This window comes from Xenorhabdus thailandensis, from assembly GCF_037996785.1.
Classification (GTDB): domain Bacteria; phylum Pseudomonadota; class Gammaproteobacteria; order Enterobacterales; family Enterobacteriaceae; genus Xenorhabdus; species Xenorhabdus griffiniae.
In genome coordinates this window covers 50,708-73,971 of the sequence record NZ_JBBMXF010000008.1, presented here as the reverse complement: position 1 = coordinate 73,971, position 23,264 = coordinate 50,708, and the positions used below count along the sequence as shown (strand labels likewise).

Sequence of the window (23,264 nt, the reverse complement as noted above, 5' to 3'; positions counted from 1 at the left end):
ATCTCTTGTTATTTCGTGGACTATTTTTAGATAAAAAATACGAATAAGGATTTAATTGCCATAAAAAATCGACTCTTAATTAAAAGAGCCGATCGGGTTATTTAAATAAAATTCAAGTTATGCGTGAAATTTCTTTTTCTGTTCAGCCATCTGGACTAAACGCTCACAGGGCGCAAACCTTTCGCCATATTGCGCCTCCAGACGACGTAAAATTTCTACAACTTTATCACTGCCAAGCTTATCAATATAACGGAATGGTCCCCCCAGGAATGGCGGGAATCCGATGCCAAATACAGCACCAATATCACCATCACGCGGACTTCTGATAATCCCCTCATCCAGACAGCGCACAGCTTCATTCAGCATGAGCATCACACAACGCTGGGCAATGTCAGCCGGCAACATTTTTATCGCTGGTTTGATCTTTAATAAGGAATAAATCGAAGCATCCACTTCTTTGGCTTTTTTTCTGCCCGTATACAAATAGAAGCCGCGACCATTCTTCTTGCCTTTTCGGTCATCCTGCAAAATTGCAGATAAAATCTCTGGTGCTTTAAATCGACTGCCTAATTCTTCTACTAAAATAGGGATGATTTTAGTCCCCACATCTATGCCAACTTCATCCAGTAGATTGATAGGGCCAACAGGAAAACCAAAATTCAGCAAAGCATTATCAATATGTTCAATCGGCTCACCTTCCAATAAACAATAACCCGCCTCATTAATGTAAGGTGTCAGAATTCGGTTTACATAAAAACCCGCTTTATCACCAACAACAATCGCTGTTTTTCCCTGTTTCTTGGCTAACGCTACAGCAGTTGCGATCGTTTTTTCACTTGTTCCCTCATGTGGAATAACTTCCACCAGCGGCATTTTATCTACAGGACTGAAATAGTGAAGACCGATCACCTGCTCTGGCCGAGTCGCAGCTTCAGCAATCTTATGGATTGGCAATGAAGAAGTGTTAGACGCAAAAATGGTTTCAGGTTTTGTATTCTCTTCAATCTCTGTAACCATTTTGCGTTTTAAGACTAAATCTTCAAATACCGCTTCAACAACAATATCAGCTTGCTTAAACCCACTGTAATCGGTCGTTCCTGTCAATAGAGACATCTGACGAGAACGCTCACTTGATTTCAAACGACGCTGTTTTACCCGCTTAGAAAGGAGATCCCATGTATATTTCAAAGCCTGATTAATACCCTTTTCATTAATATCTTTAATGCGGGCAGGCAAATTTCCTCGCGTCACAGTTACATTGGCAATGCCGCCCCCCATCAGGCCGCCTCCCAAAATCCCCACCTGTCTGATTTCAGCGGGCTGTTCTGAAGAGCCAGTTTCATTCTTCAACGTGGTAGAAGCAAAAAACAGGCTCCGCAATGCTTCTGATTCTTGCGTCATCGCCAGCTCACCAAATGCCTTGGCTTCAAGCTGAAAGCCTTTCTCTGAGCCTTTTTCCAAACCGGCACGAATCACATTGATGATTTTTTCTGGAGCGGGATAATGGCCGCGAGTTTTTTCTCGCGTTTTTTTATGAACCATCTGGAATAACAACGGCCTGCCTAACGCACTTGCCAGCATACGCTGCGACCATGCCAATGGCTTACGTTTCACGATGCCTTTTTTAACATATTGCACAGCAACATCTAACAAGATATCTAAAGGAACTGCGTCATCTACAACACCCAACCGTAGCGCCTGTTTTGCCTTGAGTTGACGGCCTGTCAATATAATGTCCAAAGCAGCACTGACACCAATCAAGCGAGGTAATCTCTGCGTTCCACCTGAGCCGGGCAATAACCCAAGCTGAACTTCTGGCAAACCAAGACGGGTTTTTTCATCCAAAGAACAGATACGCGCATGGCAAGCCAATGCTAACTCCAGACCACCACCTAAGCACACACCATGAATCGCTGCCACAACAGGCAAAGAATAATTGGCAATCTGCGCAAACAGTTTTTGACCTTTTTCAGCTAATGCTGACGCTTCTTCCTGGGTTTGGCAGTTAGCTATCATGCTAATATCCGCACCAGCAATGAAAGTATCCGGCTTGCCGGACACAATAACCAACCCTTTCAAGCCTGAAACTTGTTGCGCTTTTTCAAACATGATCAGGAACTGCTCGACAAATTCAGCTTTCAGGGTGTTGACTTTCTCTCCTGGGACATCAATGGTGATAATTCCCACCTTGTCGTCCCTGACAGAAAAACGGAATACCGATTGCTCCGGTTGCATTGTTGCTGACATAACCGTTTCTTTTTCAGCCTGAGCCATTATTCTACCTCCAATACCATTGCTGCACCTAAACCACCAGCGGCACAAGCTGTCGTTAACCCAAAACCGCCCCCACGGCGACGCAATTCATTCAACGTTTGGGTCACCATTCTGGCGCCTGTCGCCGCGAAGGGATGCCCATAAGCAATTGAGCCGCCTAACACATTGAATTTATCCATATCCACTTCACCAATTGCCTGAGTACGTCCCAACTTTTCACGGGCAAATTTCTCACTGGCAAACATTTTTAAATTCGTTAATGTTTGGGCAGCAAATGCTTCATGCATGTCGATAATGGTCAATTCATTGAGAGTGATACCCGCACGCTCAAGCGCCAACGGGGTTGCATAGGACGGCCCCAGTAACATGTCCTGCCAAACATCAATGGCAGAAAATGCATAACTACGTAAATACCCCAATGGAACCATACCAAGCTCTTTGGCAACGGATTCACGCATTAACATCACTGCTGCGGCACCGTCCGTCAGTGGTGTGCTGTTTGCCGCGGTGACTGTGCCATGTTTTCGATCAAAGGCCGGACGCAATTTGGCATAAGAAGCTAAGGTTGAGTTTTTTCTGATATTGTTATCTTCTGCCAATGTCTTGCGGTATGGCGGGAAATAGGCTGATATGATTTCCTCTTGCAAAAGCCCTTGCTCCCAGGCTTTGGCGGCCAGTACATGCGAGCGGTGCGCAAGCGCATCCTGATCTTCGCGACTGATATGATACGTTTTTGCCATCTGCTCAGCGGTATCTCCCATTCTCAACCCTGTGGAATACTCTGCAACAGCAGGAGATACAGGCAATAAATCACGTAATTTCAATCGACTGAGCAATTTTAATCGTTGGGTGAGACTTTTGGCTTTGTTCATGTCAACTAACGTACGCGCCAATGACTTCGTCACTCCGATAGGTAAAACAGATGAGGAATCCGCACCTCCCGCGATCCCTATATTGACTACGCCTGCCATAATACTTTCAGCCACGTTTGCAATTGCCTGAAAACTCGTCGCACAGGCACGGGAAACACTATAGGCATCAGTATTCACACTTAAGCCTGCCCCCAAAACAATTTCCCTTGCAATATTTGGCGCTTCCGGCATTTGAACAACTTGCCCAAAAACCAATTGGTCGATCTTCTCAGGCGACAAACCGCTCCTAATGACCAGCTCGCTTACAACAGCCTTTCCCAAGTCAACAGCCGGAATACCGTGGTAGAAAGTTGCCTGTTTCGCAAAAGGAATGCGCAACCCGCTGACAATAGCAACACGTTCCTTTTGCGATGTCACTTTTGTTGAAGAACGACCCATAGCAACTCCTAATTATTATTAACTAAATCAATTGATTGATTAAAAATATTTACTCACCTCATAAGAGGTCAGACCTGATGATGCATTGTTAACGCAATGTTGGAAAATAGCAAATAGGAATAAACCAAAAATGAGAACAAACTCAACTTTAAACTATTTATAATTTATACAACTTAAATGAAGAATAAGCGAAAGGAGTGCAAAGAAAGGGCAATGATTTACAATCTATTACAAGCGATTTTCTCACTGTTTGGCATGACAAAACAATGAGAAAACCGTTGTTCAGAGTGAATTAACGCAAACCTAACTGAAAGATGAGGGCTTCCGCTTGGCAGCTAAAGGTAAAGTCCACAGATAATTGCATCCCACCGTTAACCGCTTCGATACTATGGCGTATAACACAGGGATCAGATTCCACTGATTTTGCCTTCTTAATTAACGTATTAAGCATGATTTCTGCGTCTTGTTCACTCGCAAAAATACACTGATAAGAAGCGGTGCAGTCTTCATTATCAATAACGGTTCCCACATCAACACAGCAGCAAGCTGCCGTTTCTTCGGCATTACAGCGCTTAATCGCATCAGACATTTAATTTCTCCGGCTAAAAAACTTACTGATAATTCTACGTTTTCCTGACTGCCGATAACCAGCATTTGCGCTGTTTGACGCCATTTATCTCACTATTTATTGATCTGACCACGTCAACAAAAACCCGTTTACACTTCATTAACGTAAGTTGTCTATTTTTTGTTAAGCAAGTCCCAATTTGAGAATCATTTTAGTTATATTTAGAAAACATTCTTGCAACATATTCTATTATCAAGCCTATACTTCGTGCACTGGTCTGATTTGTCATTATTGTCATGGTGACAAATCGACTCTACAATCCCGCGCTCTCAGCTACTTGAGTGGCATGTTAATAATAATTAGACAATGAGGTTTTGGTTATGGACCAGAAAAACCTATTTACACGTTCAGCGTTAGCAGTGGCGGTTGCAATCCTCTCATCCAACGCGAGTGCTGCTGGTTTTCAATTGAATGAATATTCATCATCAGGACTAGGCCGTGCATTTTCTGGGGCAGGTGCCGTTGCAGATAACGCTTCCGTAGGCAGTCGTAACCCTGCGGCCATGACCTTATTTGATCGCCCATCATTTTCTGGTGGTTTAGTGTATGTCAACCCAGATGTTGATATCACCGGGAATTCTCCCATCACCAAAAACAGCACTAATGCTAAAAATATTGCACCACATGCATGGATCCCAAACCTACATTTTATTACCCCAATCAATGATCAATGGTTTGTTGGCGCATCTGCAACGTCTAACTTCGGCTTGTCTACTGATTTTAGCAATAACTATCCTGCTGGCCCAATTGGTGGTAAAACGTCGCTTAAGACCATGAACCTAAACTTAAGTGGTGCTTATAAGTTTAATGATCAATTCAGTTTTGGCTTAGGTGTCAATGCCGTTTATGCCGATGCTAAAATTATTCGTCATCTGGGTGATATAAGTTCTGGGATATCCCGCATGACAGGACATAATATCCCAGCAAGTACTGAAGCTGCCAAATTGAAAGGCAAAGATTGGGGCTATGGCTGGAATGCAGGATTACTCTATCAGTATGATGAAAACAACCGCTATAGCCTAACATATCGCTCTAAGGTCAAAGTTAAGTTCAAAAATGGGGATTATAGCAATGAAATCCCCCCTAACAAGTTTATCCCTGGTCTTGGTGGCAATACCATTAAAGGTACTCTGGACCTGAACTTACCTGATATGTGGGAACTCTCTGGCTATAACCGTGTTGCACCACAGTGGGCAATTCACTATAGCCTTTTGTACACAGGCTGGAGTGAATTTAAAGAATTACGTGGTAAAAGCAAAAATACCGGCGACACCTTATTCCACAAACACGAAGGTTTCCGCGATGCTTACCGTATCTCGCTAGGTACAACTTACTATTATGACGATAACTGGACATTCCGTACCGGTATCGCCTTTGATGAAAGCCCTGTCCCCGCCAAAAATCGTTCTATCTCCATTCCGGATCAAGATCGTTTTTGGTTTAGCTTAGGAACCACTTACGCATTCAACAAAGATGCTTCCGTGGATGTTGGCGTTTCCTATATGCACGGTAAGAAAGTCCATGTTAGCGAAAAACTGCAAGATAATACTCAATCCCCTTACAATACACCATATGAGTTCGATTCCAAAGGAACTGCATGGTTGTATGGTATAAACTTTAACTATTCGTTCTAACTACATGCTGTAATCCCAAAAAAGGATAGCAGATGCTATCCTTTTTTGATTATAAGTACGAACTAATCTATGGAATCCAATTCATCTTGAATGCTTGCCGCATTAGGATTTTTTTCTGGCTCCAACTTACCTCCATTGGCCATAAAATCGTGGCGTTGGAAGTAAGCATCGCGCACCATCAAATAAGGATCTGAAGAATTTTTTAACAGGCCGTCAGAATCCAGCAAGCGAGCGCGGGTTTCTATACCTTGGAAAATCCACGTGCCTACCGACACCCATCCCGTAAGATAACTCAATACAGGGTAAGTCATATCCGCAAGGTTACCGCCCTCATCACGCAATGTAAAACTGCCGTAACCGGGCAGAACAACATATGGGCCATACCCCACATTATAGTATCCCAATGTGCTACCAAAACGCATCGGATCTTCTTTTGCTAGTTTGGGATTAGCCATGGAAGCCACATCAATAAGTCCTCCCATTCCCAACAAAGTATTCAAAAAGAAACGGTTGAAATGTTTTGCACCTTCACGAACATCACCACGTAAGAAACTGTTCACCATACTGGCAGGCTCTTCAAGGTTGCTCATAAAATTACCAATGCCGTTTCGTGCAGGCATCGGCACATAATTACGCCAGGCTACAGCAACAGGACGCAGTACATATGGGTCGAGAACATCATAATTAAAGTTGAACATAGTACGGTTAAACCCTTCCAGCGGATCAGAACGCCCCTGCTCCATCGTATTCGATGAACTGGCACATCCCACAAGCAAGACGGCTGTAAGAGCAACTCCGCTCAGACGATACTTCATACAGTTCTCCATATAATTATTTTTAGATATCAATTATCGTGCTGTATACCAGCTATTGCACCCAATATGTAAAATATACTGCCTATCTTTCATTAATGGTAATCAAAAAGAGTGGTGATTATATAGGCAAACAGTTCGTTATACCTTATCTCTGACAAGAAAAACAGGTATACTGCGTTCCGCTGTCCCCTTAGTTAAATGGATATAACGAGCCCCTCCTAAGGGCTAGTTGCAGGTTCGATTCCTGCAGGGGACGCCAAACAAACCTCTCTCAACGTCTACCAAAGCCTCCAAACCCCATAAAAATCAAGCTATAGCGAGAAACTCTAATCTCTCGAAGTCTACAACCGTCTTCCTAAATCTCTACAATTTGTTGTATAGTTTTTTGTATAGAAATTCCCTATACATTTCTTCTATACAATACAATATTGGGTGGGTTATAAGCTGACAGACTTAGCAATCAAGCGAGCCAAACCAAAGGAAAAAGCCTATACATTGGCGGATGGCAACGGGCTATCTTTGTTAATTGATACCAATGGTTCTAAAGGCTGGCGATACCGTTATCAATTCGCGGGTAAAACTAAAATGATCTCGTTAGGTGTTTATCCGGTAGTAACGCTCACCGAGGCCAGAATCAAACGTGACGAAGCAAGGAAATTAGTTGCTAATGGGATTAATCCAAGTGAAGTAAGAAAAACTAAAAAGATATCCGCAGCAAACCTGATAGAAAATACCTTCAAAAACATAACTCGTGAATGGTATGAGAAACGTGTAGATAGGTGGTCAGCTTCTTATGCCAAAGAAATGATGGAAACATTTGAAAACGATGTTTTCCCCTATATAGGCAATAGACCTATCGCTGAAATTAAGCCAATGGAGCTTATGTCTGTTTTATCACGAATGAATGATCGGGGGGGGGGGGGGGGGACTGAGAAGCTCAGAAAAGTGCGTCAACGCTGTGGGGAAGTATGGCGATATGCAATAGTAACAGGAAGAGCTGAGTATAATCCCGCACCTGATTTAGTGTCTGCCTTTGCTCCACATAAAAAAGAACATTATTCATTTTTAACTGTTGATGAAATCCCTGAGTTCTATAAATCCTTAAATGCCTATACAGGAAGTTTTATTGTAAAAATGGGGATGCGATTACAAATGATAATTGGTGCCCGTCCCGGTGAATTGCGTAAAGCTGAATGGTCAGAAATTGATTTTGATAAAGCTCAATGGGAAATACCTGCTGAAAAAATGAAAATGCGCCGTCCTCATATTGTTCTATTATCAAGTCAGGCTATTGATATATTAGAACAAATAAAACCAATCACAAGACAAGGAAAATATGTTTTTCAGGGCAGGAATGATGCAAATAAGCCTATGAGTGAAATGGCATTAAATTTATTAATTAACCTTATATCTTGATTATCACTTTTACAGAGCGATAATCCCCTGACTGATCATCAGGGATGCTGTTGTGAGTTTGTTATTATTAACCTGAACCTGAAATGGGTCATTCAATGGAGTTCGTAACTCAGAGTAAACCACAACAGCCTCTTCTTTATCGCCTTTAAGATTGAACGGTATCTTGTGCCTCGAGCATCTATTTTATAAGTCTAATCATGGCGATATCTCCTGTGTCTCTGACAAAGAGGATAACCTTATGTCTGATAACATCGTAGTCGGTATTGATATCGCCAAACACAAATTTGATGTCGCCGTTTGGGCAAGCAAAAAGCATTACAAAATGAAGCATTTTCCAAATGACCTTAAGGGATTCGATGCCTTCATTAATTGGCTTAAACCCGCCTCAAATTACCATTTTTGCATGGAAGCAACCGGGATTTATGGGGATCCGCTCGCACTTTATCTTTCGGATAAGGGGCTTCTTATCAGTGTTGTCAATCCGGTACAAATCCATGCCTTTGGTAAAGCGGAATTACTCCGCAATAAAACCGATAAAATTGACGCCAAACTAATAGCACGTTATTGCGCCAGTCAGCATCCACCGGCATGGCAGCCCGCGCCGCTTTGTGAACGCCAATTACTGGCTTTAGTCCGCCATCGCAATAAGCTGAATGAAATGCTTTTGACGGAAAAGAATCGCCTCTCCGTGGCGGATGAAGTTGTTTGTGATTCTCATGCAAAGATAATCACCCTGCTAAAGCAAGAGCTCAAAGACACCGAATTGAAAATAAAAAAGCACATTGATGACTCGCCTTCGCTGAAGAAAAATAAGGGATTACTGGAAAGTATTCCCGGTATTGGCGAACGGTTGAGCGCAACACTGCTGGCTTATATTGGTGATGGTTCACGGTTTCATCATAGTGGGCAAGTGGTGGCTTACGCTGGGCTTAATCCTAAATTACATGAATCAGGACAACTAAAAGGGCGGGCTCATCTCTCGAAGCAGGGAAGTGCCGAGCTGCGAAAAGCACTTTATATGCCTGCACTGGCAGCGATCAGTTGCAATAAAGTAGTGAAAAAGCAGTGGGAACAGCTGACAGCACGCCATAAAGGGGGGAAAGTCGGTGTTTGTGCAGTGATGCGTAAACTCTTACGATTGGCCTATGGCGTGATGAAATCAGGCACATTATTTAACGCAGAAATACCACTTGCAGCTTAATGACGGAGACGGTATCTGAGCTTCGCTTAAGAAGGGAACTAAAGTGCCTGAGGCACGATCAAAGTTTTTGCTAAATAAAACAAAATCGTGGAGATCCTCAGGCATGTCTAATTTAGAAGAACTTTACTGCTGCGTCGATGACTTTTGCCAAAAATTTATTCCTCTCTGGCATCAACAGCTCATTGAAAACGGATTACGTCAACGGCACCGCGAAGCTTCCCTTTCGCTTAGCGAAGTCATGATGATCCTTATTTTATTTCATATGAGCCATTATCGTGATTTTAAAACGTTTTATAATAAATATGTAAAACAATATCTTACCGCATATTTTCCCGGATTAGTCAGCTATACCCGTATCCTCACCCTGAAGAAAAGGGCACTGATTCCTTTATGCGCTTTTCTTTCGTCACGTAAAGCGAAAACTCAAGGGATCGCTTTTATTGATTCCACCAAAATTGCCATTTGTCACCATCTTCGGATCCCCCGTCATCGCGTATTTGAGGGAATGGCACAACGAGGAAAAACCAGTACAGGCGGGTTCTATGGTTTTAAACTTCATCTGGTTATCAATGATTGCGGTGAACTTTTGGCCGTAAAATTAACCGCAGGAAATAAGGATGATCGTCACCCTGTCAAAGCATTGGCAAGAGGGTTAACGGGATGTTTATATGGCGATAAAGGGTATTTATCACAGGCTTTATGCGATGAGCTGGAAGCGGAAGGCGTTACGTTAATTACGAATGTCCGTAGCAACATGAAAGCCAAAGCGTTATCGCTCTGGGATAGGTTGATGTTAAGAAGACGATTTTTGATAGAAACGGTCATTGATCAGCTCAAAAATATTTCTCAGATAGAGCATTCAAGACATCGTAGTCAGCTCGGTTTTCTGCTGGAAATCGCCGCAGGTCTCATTGCTTATACATTCCAACCTAAAAAACCGAGCTTGAATTTACGGGATAATGATATCGCTATTTTTAAACGAAGCTGAGGTAATTTTAGTAAGCGCGCACTCAATAATGTGGTGGAAGCATTAAAGATTGTTGCGCCTGTCATGGGTGAGCCATGTCAGAGCATGATCCCCTTTGCGAATGGTGTCTTTGATATTGAAACAAAAGTCTTCTCACCTCACAGACCTGAAAATTGGTTATTAAATCACAATGGTATTGAGTATATCCCAGCAAAACCGGATGAGAATTTGCGAGATGGAGTGCCTAATTTCCATAAATGGATAAGCCACGCTGCTGACCGAGATCCGAACAAGATGAAGCGAATATTTGCAGCGTTATATATGGTGCTGGCGAACCGTTATGACTGGCAGCTATTTTTAGAAATTACGGGTGAAGGAGGCAGCGGTAAAAGCGTCTTTACTCAGATAGCAACGTTATTAGCAGGCCAGCACAATACAGCCAGTGGCAATATGGTGGCTTTGGACACGGCACGAGGACGAGCGCAATTTGTGGGTAAGAGCATGATAACGCTACCCGATCAACCCAAATACACAGGGGAAGGTACGGGCATAAAAGCGATTACGGGCGGTGATGCCATAGAGATTGATCCCAAGCATGAACAGCAATACACAACAATCATACGGGCAGTGGTTGTCGCTACTAACAATACCCCGATGATATTTACTGAACGTGCGGGTGGCGTGGCTCGTCGGCGTGTCATTTACCAGTTTAACAATAAAGTGAAAGAAGAAGATAAAGACCCGCACTTGTCAAAGAAAATAGCCCATGAAATTCCGGTTATTGTCAGACGGCTATTGGCGACATTTGACGACCCAGAACAGGCTAAAGTGTTATTACTTGAGCCGCGTGATAGTGATGAAGCATTGGAGGTTAAACGGGCATCCAACCCTGTTTTAGATTTGTGTGCGGCACTGGCTTTTATGGGAGAGCCGCGAGGGTTAGAAATGGGTGGTGGACGTAAAACCGAAGAAGAGCGCCAGCCAAAAAGATACCTTTATCACCTTTACCTCTCATTTATGGAATATCAAGGGCTGGGACGTCCACTGAGCGTAACTGAGTTTGGCAAAGCAGTTAAAGAAGCGGCAAAGGAGTACAAAACCGAATATCTGACACGAACCATCAAGGGCAGACGACAAACTAATGTGCAACTGACCGATAAAGCGGACGAGTTTATCTAAAAATAGCGTTTGGTTATCTACCTTGTCTACCCAAAGGAAAGAAAAAAGTAGGTAGATGAGGTCGAGACAGGTAGACAACGGGTAGGCAGTCAAAAGTCAGTCATCTACCCACTCAAAGCCTTGTGCCGCATGGGATAGAGTGAGTGGGTAGATAAGGTAGATAACCCCGAGACATTTTTTTATAAACATTAAAACGCCCACGAAAAGTAAATTCTCTATACGTGTAAAACTGACCGACAACACTGATAAATCGACAATGGTTATACAAATATTTTATAAATCAATATATTAAAATATCAAATGCTTGTCGGTACGTTGTCGGTTTGCCGTTTTCATTGTCGGACTTAAAGCAAAGCACCTACCAGAAGAAAAACTTTCTTTCTTGGCAGGCAAAAGGATTCAGAGACACATGAAAGAGTTTGTTTATAGGTGACGCTGTCGAAAACCGACAATAGAGATAAAACAATACCCATCTAAAATATAACAGTAAATTTGTAATTTTAGAGATATCAAAAAAATAGGACTGCAGTTATTGTTCCACTTTTACCTCAAGTTAGCGTAACCTTTAATTATTACCATCGATTAAAGAGTAAATGATGAAAAACATTTTGATATTTCTATTCACTATTACTTTCAGTACGTCGCTATTAGCTTCAAATGAAAATTTGTCCAGCAGAAGTAAAGCGCTCGTTAATATTTTTAATTGTGCATTCTACGCAGAGTGGCTACAAAAAGATGATGAATTCAAGGTATTGATCAATAAAGGAACAAATTTAGGTATTCCACTCATTAAAGAAATAAAATCCCATCAACTTCCTAATGGAAACATACCTGAAGAATTTGGATCAAAGATTCCGACGGTATTGTTAACCACTCTTTTTTCATCTTCTCCGGAATTTTCGCTAGGAATGATGTACACAACACTTAATCAAGTAAATAAAGCTACTATTTTTCGAGATGAAGCGGGAAATTTACGAACAGATAGCGAATCGCGTAAACTTTTGCTTCAGAGCTATAACGAATCTAATTGCAATAAGCTTGCTTATCCGGACAAATAATCGCCACAAGACAACCAGAGAAATATTTCAGCAGTTGGAGATAAAAGTGCGCCAGTACCAAGTATGTATTGCATATAATCTGACTACCACAGCGAACAAGGATAATATTGATGTTTCTGCAATGGATTAAACGTGCGCTTATCTGGATGATAAAAGGTATCTTCAGCAACCATGTTTGCGCTGCTTACTTTCATTGGTGGATTCAGTCTAGAGTTCAAATTCATGCTGTTATTGTCAGTTCTGATAGTAGTCCTTTACTCCCCTGAAATTTGGCTGCTCCTGAAAGCCAGAATAAACAATAAAGGTAGCAGGTAGGTATATTAAGCGTACTGAGCTATTTTTAACCAACCCTCTTAAAGAAGGTAGCCTCTGAGTTTATTTCCATGCCTCAGTTTCAAACGGAAGCGTGACATAGCACTAAACCTGCATCATGCAGGAGATAATAGATATCAGTGAGTTAAAGGTGGTTTTACGTGAAAAAGGCCGCATAATCGCAGCCTTGAATTCAGGGTGTGAGTTTGGATGTATTATTTCCAGTTGATATACAGGCGCTTGGTTACACCTGTCTGTTTCAGTACAGTTCCTAATTCATATGCTCCAGGGCTAGTATATAAGCCAATCACAACGTTTTTCGGCGGATTCCCTGGCTCATTAGTATTATTACCAAGATTATAAGTTACTCCATCAACCGTTACAAAAAGGGTCTGATTTTGGAATAAATCGAATACCTTCTGAAAATATCCATCATAAGAAGATGTAATCCATGTAATTGCAGATGTATTGTCCAATTTAGGTGAAAATTCTGACCAATCAAACTCTTGAGTTTTCACAGCATCAATAGATGTATTGTTCTCTATTACAATTAAAGATCCAAAAGATGTTGCACTGCCATTTGAATCTGTATCATCTTGATGACCCCACCAGTGCGCCCATTCGTCAGTATCTGGACTCCATCGAGCCATTCCCAAAATAATATCAATGGTCAGCATATTTTTTATTTCTGATACATTATCCAGCCTATTAACGTCAGACATAAACACCTCACTTTATTATTCGTTAAAGGTCATTTCATCCTGCTGTTAACGCACCAGAAACCTTACTGAGTTCAAATTTTAATCTCAATCGGATTGCGACTATAGCCCGGCTTATAATTTGAAGTTATTGAACACTGAGTATCCATTGTTCCATTATGGGAATTCCCATATCGGGATTTGAACTAGTCGGTTTCGCCGACAGGTTGAGTTGTTCGGAATGACCGAACATGTGATACTCATGCTAGATTTTACTATTTAATATAAAAGGATTTTTATGCAACAGAACGATAAAAACCCACTCAAACAAAAGTCATTTAAATTCATTCTTGCCGGTGTGATATTACTTTTTATGGCGGGTATTAGATTTATTCAATATGATGATTTTTTACTGGGTGCTGTCGAAAGCTTATTGGCTATTGGGCTTGTTCTCCTTGGGCTTAAATTGAAAAAAGGCGAAAATAAAAAGTAGACTATTAGATTCCTTCGAATTCGGGGGAATTAAAATCCATCGAATTCATCACACCATTCGAATTCATCTTTCATAGGGTGATCTCTTTTCCGCTGAAAACCAGATTAACCAACTGATTTATATAGTATGAAGGGATGTTTCTAATCCCGAACAGTATGTTGATCGAAACATATAAAATCACACTTAATACATTGATTTAACTACGACATAGGCGTTGATCGACCCGCTCTAACCACTTGAATTTATTCCGTTATGGGAACTTCTTTATTGATGATTTAATAATCCTCTTAAGTCCTCTGAGGTATTAATTTTCATCAACAGTGAGGCGATTTTTATTAATTCCCCGCCTGTCATTTTATGTCATCCTGCCAACAAAACATGCGGCCTATCAAATAGTAGTCAAGCCGTACTTTCCCGTATTGATGAACCCGTTTATTGATGTTCACCGGCGGAGAAGTCTCCCACCGCCTTCATGTTATTTAGCAATGTGTATTTTTGATTAGATGAGGGAATGAAGATGCAAGATAAGAAATCTGATGTATCCGTTTCAGAAGATAGTAATCTGGTTACTGTTACCACGCCAGAATATGTCAAAGAGTCAATCAAAGAAGCTATTGCAGAGCACGTGCGAGTCGCAATCACCCAGATGCAACACTGCAAGATAAAGGGTTTGTTGTCCTGAGCAACGATGTGGGTAGTGATAGTGAAACAATGGCGGCAACGCCAAAGGCAGTGAAAGTAGCATATGACTTAGCTAATACAGCGAATAAAATGCCACTAATGCGCATATGGATGGTTCCAGTCTGCCTGTTGGCGTTCCTGTTCCGTGGCCAACGGAGAACCCACCTGAAGGCTGGCTTATTTGCAACGGCGATTCGTTTGATAAGGAAAAATATCCAAAACTTGCTATTGCTTATCCATCTGGAAAATTACCTGATTTAAGAGCTGAGTTTATTCGCGGTGCAGACGCAGGACGTGGAATTGATCCAACTATTAATGTTTTATCCGCAAAGCCAAGCCAAATCCAATCACACACACATGATTATCGTGATCGATATTATAGCGAAAACAAGGGTTCTATTGACGGTGCTACAAACTGGGAGTGGCAACCTGATGGGTATAACAACTCTCTGGGTTCAGGTAGCACGGATCATGACAATAACACATTTCTGTATTATAACGGCACGACCAGCAGTACTGGTGGAACTGAAACACACCCTCGCTATATCGCATTTTTATACATAGTAAAAGCTGCTTAAGGCGATGCATATATAACTCATACCAACCCGCACTTTTCTGCGGGTTTATCGCCATGCTTCGGCTTTCCTTACCGATCCCCCGGCATCTGGACATGGACATTTAACTAATACTTTCTGTTAATATCGCATGTTCCGGTAAAACATACTCATAACACACCAAAACGCAAAGATTTGTCAGTATCCTGTTCTCATGCTTCCAGTGTCAGAGCAAAGGCTTTACCTTGTGAATAATTAGCCCTATATTGATTACTCACTCCCCAGCCTCCTTTCATCAAACCTCATCAAACGGCGGTATCTCATGATATTGCCCGCTTCCTGCTGTCGTTAATTTACAGCGAATTTTATTATTTCATAATTTGCATCATTAATTTTATTTGTTGCATATATTGAAACAATATGACTATATAAATTATCAGCGATTGAGGTGTAAGTATGAAAATCGATAACAAGGCCATCTTACTGACTCGTCAGCAGATGGACGCCCTACGCCAGATACAGCAGGACGAGTACAGCCGTTCAGAACTGGGTATTAAACCCACGCTTCACGAAGTGGCTCGCAAGCTGGTCGACAAGGCTTTATTACAGACAGGAAAATAACAATGGCAAATTACAGCATGTCCGAAATATTGGGGTTAGGCCGCTTCAAACGTAAAGCAGCTCGCAAACAGAACAAAGACCCACAATACAACTTTAGTCAATTGTCAGCACGGGCTGATGATGATTCGGGGCACTACACCACGGAACCGGCACAGGAACTCGCTACAGATCTCATCACTGAGCAAAACAACCAGCCTGAACCTATCAAAAAGCACAGCAGAGGGCACAATGTCGCTGTATCGGAAGAAGCCAAAAACAGCCCGGTACTGGCGGTTAAGTTGTTACGTGAAACCGACCTGCATTCAAATAAGATTAAGGCTAAGTTACGGAACGAACCGGAAGCCCTGTCAAAGTTCACCAGTAAGTATATGGAAGAGCATGATCCATCATGGGAGTTTTTGGATGATGAAGAAAAAGCCTTCAAAGCCATGACATTTGCGGTTAATAACGGTGATGCTAACGGCTACAACCAAGCAAAACATCATGCTGTCAATGCCCTGAAAAAGATGAAAGAGCCGATGACGGAAGATGAAATACAGTCACTGATAGAAAGAACCCAGCAAATGATGAATGAAAGCAACCCGAACACCGCAGACAATGAGCAAGCTCGCAAGCAGGCCGATCAGGAATATCAGGAAGCCATCGCAAAAGCGGCTGAGAAATTACGTGCAGCCTATTCTAAAACAGGTATCAGACAGGCGGATTACGGCACCTACTGACAGGGGGGAGTATGAAGTCTGACTTATACGGCTTTAGTCATTTATGCCCTGATGCTAACTGTGCCCGTGGTTATACCGGGCGTTATGCGTTAAGACGCTCACCGAATGCAGAGCAGCAGGAAGAACACACCACTGACACACACAGTCATGCTCACTGGATAGCCAGCAGTCAGGAGGCCAAGAACAATCCTGTTTATGCACTGCACCTTATTGATAATCACACATCACACCAACACGCAATCACCATGCTCAGTGAGAGTTATCGCCACCTCAGTCAATACACCACACGCAAGATGGAAGCAGTCTGTTCAGGCTGGGAGCTGCTAGACGAGGAAGATAAGAATCTGGAAACCTTCAACTACAGTCTGAGAACCAATGATGCGAATGGATATCATGCCTCACTGAAAGCCGCTTGTGAGAAGCTGGAAAGCTATATCGAACCCATGACAGAGGACGAGATACAGGCATTAATCCAACGGACGAGTGACGTTATGCGCCGTAACAATCCTCACTCACCTGAGAGCACTGCAGAGCGTCAACGGCAAGAGGAAGCGGAGAAGCGCAAGGTTGATGAAGAACGGGAACGGCAGAGACAGGCATTCAGGCGGCTACATTGAGGCTAAAACTTTCTGGGTCCTTCCTAACTAATTGATATTGAAGGGGCATTGCGCACCCTGATATTTCACTAGTTTTGAGATTTGAAATTTGTTTTACACATTTGACACTTTTCCCCCGCAAACCCGCACTCCACCGTGGGATCACTTGACAAAAAAGTGTCAAGTCAGTGTCAAGTGTAAAGCTCCATTTGACACTTTACAGTTTGCTCCGGCACTCAGGAAGTAAAACGATGATAAATAGACAGGACATTACAATGTTATCGCAGACACAAAAATCAAACCCATGTTGTCCAATGGTTGCGGAATTAGCCACAAGGGTTCGGCTTCGTTCTGAGCAAACGAAAGCTCTGTTTCGTCAGCAATTAATAAAAACAGCCGGAGTACTCAAGCCATGAAAACCCTGAGCATCTCAAAGTATGCAGAACATGCCGGTGTCACTCGCCAGACTATTTACGACTGGGCTAAACACGAAACCTTTCCACCGAGGGTAGGTAAGTACATTAATGTCGAAGCGGCTGACGCATGGCGCAGGCAATATATTGATAGCACCGATCCCCGGGCAGAGAACGCGAAGAAAGACAGCTACTCAGAGGCTGAGTCTCTGGAGGTGCGTGCAAAGGCAGTTTATGACGAATTGCACGATGGTAGTGTTCAGGTTCGCCCCATAGAAGAATCCAAAGCCATCAAAGAGCACTATCTGGCAGAATTGGTCAAACTGGAACACAGTATCAAATCTAGTGAGGTTTTGCCTTGGCGGGATATGGTGAACAAGGTCGGTGAAGAGTACGCCCGGATACGCACCCGACTGATCGCGATTGCCCCCGAACATGGCCCACGGCTCAAGGCTACGGCGTTCAGCTCAACCGATGCTGAATTTGTGGCAGCGTTGCAGGAGATTATCTATGAGGCCATGTATGAGCTGAGCCTTGATGAGGTCGCTACGGTGTGATAAGGGTAGTATGCCTGCCAGTAAGAAACAGTTCATACACACCACACAACCAATAAGAGAGCGTAAAATTAAGCTATCCCTTTTACCTTCTGCGCTTGTCTTTTAGAATAGTGGAAACCATTAACTATCAAGGTGTTGTTATGGCAGTAGAGCTACATTGTTCTTTTTGTGGCAAATCAAACAGTGATGCCACGGTATTAGTAGCTGGCCCGAGTGTTTATATTTGTGATCAGTGTATCGATATGTGTCAGGAAATCTCGTTAGAGCATAAAAAAGTCAAAGAGCTGGAAACAGTAGATAAAAGTGCCGCTGACCTGTACCGCTTTATCTATGGCTCTTCCTCTGGGGCATTTGATCGGGCGGTAGTATGTCCTCATGCGCTATTACAAGAACAAACTGGTCTTGATAACGCGCAAATAAACGCCGCTATAACCCTGCTGACTGAGCGACATATGTTACAGGTTATTCCCTATGGCAACGATTGCTCGCTTTATCTGGTGGGCGGTCTTCCCGCTGAAACTCAGTTTAACGATCTGAGTCAATCATACACTGTAAAAGCTAATGTATTGGTAAAACCGAACCCAGATATCAAACTGTTCTCATAGACGGTATTTAGCTAACTAATTGATATTACTGATAAACTGCATGGAGAGGGAATTTAGTATAATCAATTGGTTACGTGAGATATTGTTATAACTTATTGATTTTACTTATTTCAGGCACAGGAGCGGAAATTAAGGAAATCAAAGGGTTAATCAACTATAACGAAAATCGTTATAGTTGCGAGTAACTAATAGTTACGCTCAGATTTTGCCCGACGAACTTTATTGTCCGAACTAAACCTCTTAAAGAGGTGAGCCTATCAGGTGAAAAATATTTTTCAATTGCTTTTGGTCAATCTGACGGTCAGCGGACAAATCAATGAGTTAATCAACTATGGCGGAAATCACCATAGCAGGAGAGCTTGAGTTTAAGCCGTCCTGCTATGGGTTACTAAATGTGACTGAGTACGTATTACGTTCGCAGTGATTTAACTTATTGATTATTATCATGGTTGAAAAACCAACCATCTACAGGTGGTGGAACATGGCACGAAAACAGAAGAAGAATGCACCTTCAATAGTCGCCACGGTCACAGGGAAGATTACCGTTTCTCCCAAACGTATCAAGTGTCAGATAGGTAAAGTGATGGCAGTTGCTACGATGCAGGTACAGAGCGATAAGCGCAGTGGTTATCCTTTGTGTGTCGTGGGCTTTGATGAGATGGCGCTATCGGTGATGTTATTACAGAAAGGTTAGGTGATTACTGTTAGGGAAAGGCTTCTTACTGGCAGGGCTATCAGTTGGCTGTCAGTGCTATCGCTTAATAGCTTCCGACGAAATACGTCGCAACCTCTTCACAAGGTTGGTACGTTTAACGTACTGACCTCGTTTTATTGAGTATGGAGATACCAGACCGCGGCTACAAACATATCAGCTATACAATGAAGCTGGTGAGATGCCTTAGTATAATGTAAGTTGTATAGAAATTTGTATATATTTTAATATATAACAAATATTTTTATTTAAAATCAATTAATTAATAATCAAGTTCTATTCCTGCAGGCCTAATGAAAGAACGTCGATTATACATAGTCCCGATGTCCAATCAGGTTGTTAAATTGCTCCAGTTACTGAATGAACATGAATTTAATCATGATGTGATCGAGAAACAGCTAGCTCATGTTGTTGGTAATAAAACGAGAGGAGTGTATAACCATGCACAGTATTTAGATCAACGCCGCGAAATAATGCAATGGTTCGCTGACTACATTGATAAGATATCGGGAGTAAAGTGGTAACCACCTAGATTAGTAAAACCACTATCGATTTCAACCAACCTGCTAATAGGTAGGAAGGCTTCTGGGTGAGATTGAGGACCTCCTTGCTGACGAAAATTATAACCCACAAAATTTTCGTATTTTAACCTCTAAGATTGATGATTCCTTAACCTCAAAGGATTCCTAGAGTAACTCACTGAATCTGTTTCAAACAGAAGTGTGTTGAATTAAAGACGGGAAACCCTAATCTTACTGTACTAAGTTTCATCAGCTACCTGATAAATTTAATTAATTCCACACCTGTTATTTTATGTCATTCTGCCATCAAAACATGCATCTCACCCATTGAAGTAAAATCAAGATGTACTCTCCAGTATTGATGAACCAATTTTATTGACGTTCACAGGCGGAGAAGTCCCCCACCGCCTTCATGTTACTTAGCAATGTATTGTTGATTAAATGAGGGAATAAACATGAGTACTCAAGATAAAAAATCTGAAACACAATTCTTGGAAAATGACGGTCTTGTTGTCGTTCCAACGCCGGAATATGTCAAAGATGCCATTGAGGAACACGCTCAAAGCCGCAATCATCCAGATGCAACACTGCAAGATAAAGGCTTTGTTGTCCTGAGCAATGATGCTGGTAGCGATAGCGAGACTATGGCAGCAACACCAAAAGCAGTAAAAGCGGCGTATGATTTAGCGAATACAGCTAATCAAAATGCTAATAATGCAACCAATCTTGCTAATGTTGCAAATGAAAATGCAAATTTAGCCTTGCCCGTTGGCGTTCCTGTCCCTTGGCCTACAGAAAACCCACCTGAAGGCTGGCTGATATGCAACGGTGATTCATTTGATAAAGAACGATATCCGAAACTTGCTCTGGCTTATCCGTCTGGTGTGTTGCCTGATTTAAGAGGGGAATTTATCCGTGGATGGGATAATAGCGGTAAAATTGATCCTGGTCGCTCCCTGCTTAGTGTTCAGGATTTTGCCTTCGAGGATCACGCCTTAACGCTGCCTACTTCTATGGGGTATGCAGGCGTAGAAAATGGCAGTATTGAAAGTGATATCTATGCTGTAATATCGGATGCTCTTGGTTATGTGGGGGAAATTAATAGTAACGCTCAATGGAAAGATATGCAACAATCGAAAATTTATTTACGCGCTGATGGTAAGCCAGTGGGAAATAACAAAGAACTTGTGAATAGTAATATTGCGGCACACTCGATACTTAGAACCTATAGGGCTAGCACAGGATGGAATAATCCCTACTATAACTCTCCGAAAACAGCAAATGAAACCCGTCCCCGCAATATAGCATTCAACTACATAGTCAGAGCAGCTTAGTAATTATGAGCCCTCCTCCACGAGGGCGTTTTCATATCATGAAGGCGCTGAATCACTCACCCCTTACCTCAAATTCCACACCGGATCTTTCAACATCTGGACTCGGACAGAAATAAATCGACCCACAGGAATATAATCAGATCAGCGTCTGCGTGTTCACTGTGGTACGTCATTAATTTAATGGCATCATTGGGTAACACGCGATAATCAACCCAAATCAGCAGCAATTTATTTTTACACAATGGTATCTCGATACCGCCATCAACACTGCCCCATGCTACATCGGTATTGAATCCCTGCACGTTTTTGATGAGATACATTCCCTCAGACAGACGCTCTACATTTTGGTCTTGAAATGACCCCCTAGTAGCAAAAACACTCATTGGCTACCAATTCATCGTATGGAAAAGCTATTAATTTGCAAAATCTACAGGATTTTTACGGGCGCGCTTTCCGGAAGCTCCTAATGATCATGGTGCTGAATGGCCTTCACTATATCCTTTCCTATCCTGATGCTGATATCGTGCGTGAGTGGAATATCGATGAAGTATTACACATTTCTGCAGATGTCTGTTATGCCCTATATAGGTACTGGTCTATAACTTACGATGATGCTTATATGAAAGAGAAACCAATGACTTCATTCGCTGAACGCTCATCGCCTTATTCTGAGGCGTTACGCTCCCCATCATTCCGGAACTTGCTGATTGGTCAAGGTTTGTCGATGATTGGTGATGCAGTCTGTTTAGCTGCCCTTCCTGTTGCGTTGATTCATGCCAAACTTAATGGAGAGGTTTTTGGCGTCGTCATGGCTGCAGTCGGATTAGGGACAGTTATTGGAGCCGTCACTGGAGGTTTGTTAGCAGATAGAAAATCACCAAAATACACTCTCATTGCGACAGATATTGCCAGAGGGTTGGCGCAAGTTGCTGCAACAATGTTACTTGTATTAAACGCCCCATGGTGGGGATTAGTTCTTGCTTATTTAATATTTGGTATTGGCATTGGTATTTCTCGTCCATGCGCTCAAGTTCTCCTTGTAAACTTGTTACCTAAGCAAGCCTTGGTTGCCGGAAATGGCGCCATGAATTTTGTCGATAACTTTGTGGCAGTAGTTTTCCCTGCCACAGTAGGAGTTATGATCATATTGTGGGAACCAGCATGGGGAATATTGATTGATGGTATTACATTTTTCGCGGCAGCTCTTTTTACTGCCCTGATACCCGATATAGGAACTCGTGACTTCGATGATAAATTTTCTATGCGTGAAGTATTGAATGGCATCACAGTCATTACCAGTAATTCTGTTTTGTTACTCGGATTTATCGCGACATTGATCTTGAATGTGTTGTGCTTTCCTATTTTCTTGGTCGTTGCTCCATACGCAATTAGTGATCGGTTCAGTGATACGATGTGGGGGTTTTGTCTGGCAGCTTCGGGAGCTGGCGCATGTATTGGGTCTGTTATCACGGTGCTTACTGCTGGTCATCAACACCTAATACGACTTGCTGTGATCTGTGGTGGCTTTCTCTGTAGAGCAATACTTTTATTGAGCATGGGGGGCTTCGTTTGGATGGTCATTCTGGGGGCGATGTTTGTTGGAATTGTTGAAGCATCTTGGCTTACTGGCTGGGCAACAGCGATACAAATTCTTTCTCCAGAAAAAAACCTTGGAAAAGTTGTCGCGGTAGATACTTTTGTTACCAGTGGTGCACACCCATTCATTTATCTTGGGGCAGGAGTCATCGGTGCAACGATGGGATATTCTGACACACTAACCTTGACTGCAATTGTCAGTGCCATTGGCATCATTGCCATCGCATTTACTGCTATCACTCGGAAAATCTAAAAGACAATAAGCAGGTTATTGATCTATCTGAACACGTTTTCCAACAATGGCAAAATGTTTTAACAATCGGTGATCTTATACTTGCATTACAAGCTCTAGGCATAGGTTCAGGTATTA

Annotated in this window: 19 protein-coding genes, 1 tRNA gene and 5 pseudogenes; 19 read left to right on the top strand and 6 right to left on the bottom strand. The window is 42.3% G+C overall.

The genetic code is table 11. The features are described from left to right. Positions 1-117 precede the first annotated feature (117 nt). From fadJ to AAC853_RS08185, 3 genes are all read right to left on the bottom strand, one after another. Positions 118-2,274, bottom strand: a complete 2,157-nt coding sequence (gene fadJ, locus AAC853_RS08195; RefSeq protein ID WP_340614234.1) for a fatty acid oxidation complex subunit alpha FadJ — start codon at positions 2,272-2,274, stop codon at positions 118-120. After that, positions 2,274-3,584 carry an acetyl-CoA C-acyltransferase FadI gene (fadI, locus tag AAC853_RS08190; protein ID WP_340614233.1) on the bottom strand — a complete coding sequence of 437 codons (1,311 nt, stop codon included), beginning with the start codon at positions 3,582-3,584 and terminating at the stop codon, positions 2,274-2,276. Before fadI ends, fadJ begins: the two co-directional genes overlap by 1 nt. A gap of 292 nt (positions 3,585-3,876) precedes the next feature. Next, positions 3,877-4,173 (bottom strand): YfcZ/YiiS family protein, encoded by a 297-nt coding sequence (locus AAC853_RS08185; protein WP_338884998.1) that lies wholly within the window; start codon positions 4,171-4,173, stop codon positions 3,877-3,879. Positions 4,174-4,532: 359 nt separating this feature from the next. On the opposite strand from AAC853_RS08185, the gene fadL reads away from it, so the two are divergent. After that, entirely contained in the window at positions 4,533-5,846 is a 1,314-nt protein-coding gene (fadL, locus tag AAC853_RS08180) for a long-chain fatty acid transporter FadL (RefSeq protein ID WP_340614232.1), read from the top strand. A 62-nt stretch (positions 5,847-5,908) separates the two neighbouring features. On the opposite strand, the gene mlaA is transcribed toward fadL, so the two are convergent. Then, positions 5,909-6,661 (bottom strand): phospholipid-binding lipoprotein MlaA, encoded by a 753-nt coding sequence (mlaA, locus tag AAC853_RS08175; RefSeq protein WP_340614231.1) that lies wholly within the window; start codon positions 6,659-6,661, stop codon positions 5,909-5,911. A gap of 184 nt (positions 6,662-6,845) precedes the next feature. Between mlaA and AAC853_RS08170 the strand changes: the two genes are divergently transcribed. From AAC853_RS08170 to AAC853_RS08145, 6 genes and pseudogenes are all read left to right on the top strand, one after another. Further along, positions 6,846-6,920: transfer RNA gene (locus AAC853_RS08170), tRNA-Arg, on the top strand. A gap of 173 nt (positions 6,921-7,093) precedes the next feature. Then, a pseudogene (locus AAC853_RS08165) lies at positions 7,094-8,071 on the top strand (tyrosine-type recombinase/integrase); the annotation flags it as partial. Between the two features lie 244 nt (positions 8,072-8,315). Next, positions 8,316-9,278, top strand: a complete 963-nt coding sequence (locus AAC853_RS08160) for an IS110 family RNA-guided transposase (RefSeq protein ID WP_340614230.1) — start codon at positions 8,316-8,318, stop codon at positions 9,276-9,278. Between the two features lie 103 nt (positions 9,279-9,381). Then, positions 9,382-10,266, top strand: coding sequence for an IS982 family transposase (locus AAC853_RS08155; RefSeq protein WP_340614229.1), 885 nt, complete (start codon positions 9,382-9,384; stop codon positions 10,264-10,266). Positions 10,267-10,272: 6 nt separating this feature from the next. Next, positions 10,273-11,424, top strand: a pseudogene (locus AAC853_RS08150) (DNA primase family protein); the annotation flags it as partial. Positions 11,425-12,020: 596 nt separating this feature from the next. Continuing rightward, entirely contained in the window at positions 12,021-12,482 is a 462-nt protein-coding gene (locus AAC853_RS08145) for a hypothetical protein (RefSeq protein WP_340614228.1), read from the top strand. Positions 12,483-13,009: 527 nt separating this feature from the next. Here the strand turns inward: AAC853_RS08145 and AAC853_RS08140 are convergent. Continuing rightward, positions 13,010-13,516 carry a DUF7823 domain-containing protein gene (locus AAC853_RS08140; protein ID WP_340614227.1) on the bottom strand — a complete coding sequence of 169 codons (507 nt, stop codon included), beginning with the start codon at positions 13,514-13,516 and terminating at the stop codon, positions 13,010-13,012. Positions 13,517-13,790: 274 nt separating this feature from the next. On the opposite strand from AAC853_RS08140, the gene AAC853_RS08135 reads away from it, so the two are divergent. The 11 genes and pseudogenes from AAC853_RS08135 to AAC853_RS08085 all read left to right on the top strand — a co-directional run bounded on the left by AAC853_RS08135 (position 13,791) and on the right by AAC853_RS08085 (position 21,298). Beyond that, positions 13,791-13,985: a hypothetical protein gene (locus AAC853_RS08135; protein ID WP_340614226.1), complete on the top strand. Its 195-nt coding sequence runs from the start codon at positions 13,791-13,793 to the stop codon at positions 13,983-13,985. Positions 13,986-14,496: 511 nt separating this feature from the next. Then, positions 14,497-14,747, top strand: a pseudogene (locus AAC853_RS08130) (tail fiber protein); the annotation flags it as partial. 26 nt (positions 14,748-14,773) lie between these two features. Next, the gene (locus AAC853_RS08125) at positions 14,774-15,244 is read left to right on the top strand and encodes a phage tail protein (protein WP_340614224.1); all 471 of its coding nucleotides are present in this window, start codon (positions 14,774-14,776) and stop codon (positions 15,242-15,244) included. Positions 15,245-15,676: 432 nt separating this feature from the next. Beyond that, complete coding sequence (locus AAC853_RS08120; protein WP_228860694.1) at positions 15,677-15,841, top strand: hypothetical protein; 165 nt, start codon at positions 15,677-15,679, stop codon at positions 15,839-15,841. Between the two features lie 2 nt (positions 15,842-15,843). Continuing rightward, positions 15,844-16,560 carry a hypothetical protein gene (locus AAC853_RS08115; RefSeq protein WP_340614223.1) on the top strand — a complete coding sequence of 239 codons (717 nt, stop codon included), beginning with the start codon at positions 15,844-15,846 and terminating at the stop codon, positions 16,558-16,560. 11 nt (positions 16,561-16,571) lie between these two features. After that, positions 16,572-17,177, top strand: a complete 606-nt coding sequence (locus AAC853_RS08110; RefSeq protein ID WP_340614222.1) for a hypothetical protein — start codon at positions 16,572-16,574, stop codon at positions 17,175-17,177. Positions 17,178-17,568: 391 nt separating this feature from the next. Beyond that, positions 17,569-18,126: a hypothetical protein gene (locus AAC853_RS08105; RefSeq protein ID WP_340614221.1), complete on the top strand. Its 558-nt coding sequence runs from the start codon at positions 17,569-17,571 to the stop codon at positions 18,124-18,126. A 140-nt stretch (positions 18,127-18,266) separates the two neighbouring features. Further along, positions 18,267-18,413 (top strand): annotated as a pseudogene (locus tag AAC853_RS08100) (ClpX C4-type zinc finger protein); the annotation flags it as partial. Between the two features lie 799 nt (positions 18,414-19,212). Continuing rightward, the gene (locus AAC853_RS08095) at positions 19,213-19,425 is read left to right on the top strand and encodes a hypothetical protein (RefSeq protein WP_340614220.1); all 213 of its coding nucleotides are present in this window, start codon (positions 19,213-19,215) and stop codon (positions 19,423-19,425) included. A 293-nt stretch (positions 19,426-19,718) separates the two neighbouring features. After that, positions 19,719-19,967 (top strand): annotated as a pseudogene (locus AAC853_RS08090) (tyrosine-type recombinase/integrase); the annotation flags it as partial. A gap of 452 nt (positions 19,968-20,419) precedes the next feature. Continuing rightward, on the top strand, positions 20,420-21,298 hold the full coding sequence (locus tag AAC853_RS08085; RefSeq protein WP_340614219.1) for a phage tail protein: 879 nt from the start codon (positions 20,420-20,422) through the stop codon (positions 21,296-21,298). An 89-nt stretch (positions 21,299-21,387) separates the two neighbouring features. Here AAC853_RS08085 and AAC853_RS08080 read toward each other — a convergent pair whose 3' ends face one another. Continuing rightward, positions 21,388-21,681, bottom strand: a complete 294-nt coding sequence (locus AAC853_RS08080; protein WP_340614218.1) for a phage tail fiber protein — start codon at positions 21,679-21,681, stop codon at positions 21,388-21,390. An 83-nt stretch (positions 21,682-21,764) separates the two neighbouring features. Here AAC853_RS08080 and AAC853_RS08075 point away from each other — a divergent pair, with 83 nt between their 5' ends. Beyond that, the gene (locus tag AAC853_RS08075) at positions 21,765-23,147 is read left to right on the top strand and encodes an MFS transporter (RefSeq protein WP_340614217.1); all 1,383 of its coding nucleotides are present in this window, start codon (positions 21,765-21,767) and stop codon (positions 23,145-23,147) included. The last annotated feature ends 117 nt before the right edge of the window (positions 23,148-23,264 follow it).

Bases quoted from the DNA above. Each gene is read 5' to 3' on its own strand.
- AAC853_RS08095 (WP_340614220.1), top strand. From the start codon at position 19,213: ATGGCACGAAAACAGAAGAAGAATGCACCTTCAATAGTCGCCACGGTC.
- fadL (WP_340614232.1), top strand. From the start codon at position 4,533: ATGGACCAGAAAAACCTATTTACACGTTCAGCGTTAGCAGTGGCGGTT.
- mlaA (WP_340614231.1), bottom strand. From the start codon at position 6,661: ATGAAGTATCGTCTGAGCGGAGTTGCTCTTACAGCCGTCTTGCTTGTG.
- AAC853_RS08140 (WP_340614227.1), bottom strand. From the start codon at position 13,516: ATGTCTGACGTTAATAGGCTGGATAATGTATCAGAAATAAAAAATATG.
- AAC853_RS08155 (WP_340614229.1), top strand. From the start codon at position 9,382: ATGTCTAATTTAGAAGAACTTTACTGCTGCGTCGATGACTTTTGCCAA.
- AAC853_RS08080 (WP_340614218.1), bottom strand. From the start codon at position 21,681: ATGAGTGTTTTTGCTACTAGGGGGTCATTTCAAGACCAAAATGTAGAG.
- AAC853_RS08085 (WP_340614219.1), top strand. From the start codon at position 20,420: ATGAGTACTCAAGATAAAAAATCTGAAACACAATTCTTGGAAAATGAC.
- AAC853_RS08125 (WP_340614224.1), top strand. From the start codon at position 14,774: ATGGATGGTTCCAGTCTGCCTGTTGGCGTTCCTGTTCCGTGGCCAACG.
- AAC853_RS08105 (WP_340614221.1), top strand. From the start codon at position 17,569: ATGAAAACCCTGAGCATCTCAAAGTATGCAGAACATGCCGGTGTCACT.
- AAC853_RS08185 (WP_338884998.1), bottom strand. From the start codon at position 4,173: ATGTCTGATGCGATTAAGCGCTGTAATGCCGAAGAAACGGCAGCTTGC.
- AAC853_RS08115 (WP_340614223.1), top strand. From the start codon at position 15,844: ATGGCAAATTACAGCATGTCCGAAATATTGGGGTTAGGCCGCTTCAAA.
- AAC853_RS08120 (WP_228860694.1), top strand. From the start codon at position 15,677: ATGAAAATCGATAACAAGGCCATCTTACTGACTCGTCAGCAGATGGAC.
- AAC853_RS08135 (WP_340614226.1), top strand. From the start codon at position 13,791: ATGCAACAGAACGATAAAAACCCACTCAAACAAAAGTCATTTAAATTC.
- fadJ (WP_340614234.1), bottom strand. From the start codon at position 2,274: ATGGCTCAGGCTGAAAAAGAAACGGTTATGTCAGCAACAATGCAACCG.
- AAC853_RS08075 (WP_340614217.1), top strand. From the start codon at position 21,765: ATGATCATGGTGCTGAATGGCCTTCACTATATCCTTTCCTATCCTGAT.
- fadI (WP_340614233.1), bottom strand. From the start codon at position 3,584: ATGGGTCGTTCTTCAACAAAAGTGACATCGCAAAAGGAACGTGTTGCT.
- AAC853_RS08145 (WP_340614228.1), top strand. From the start codon at position 12,021: ATGAAAAACATTTTGATATTTCTATTCACTATTACTTTCAGTACGTCG.
- AAC853_RS08160 (WP_340614230.1), top strand. From the start codon at position 8,316: ATGTCTGATAACATCGTAGTCGGTATTGATATCGCCAAACACAAATTT.
- AAC853_RS08110 (WP_340614222.1), top strand. From the start codon at position 16,572: ATGAAGTCTGACTTATACGGCTTTAGTCATTTATGCCCTGATGCTAAC.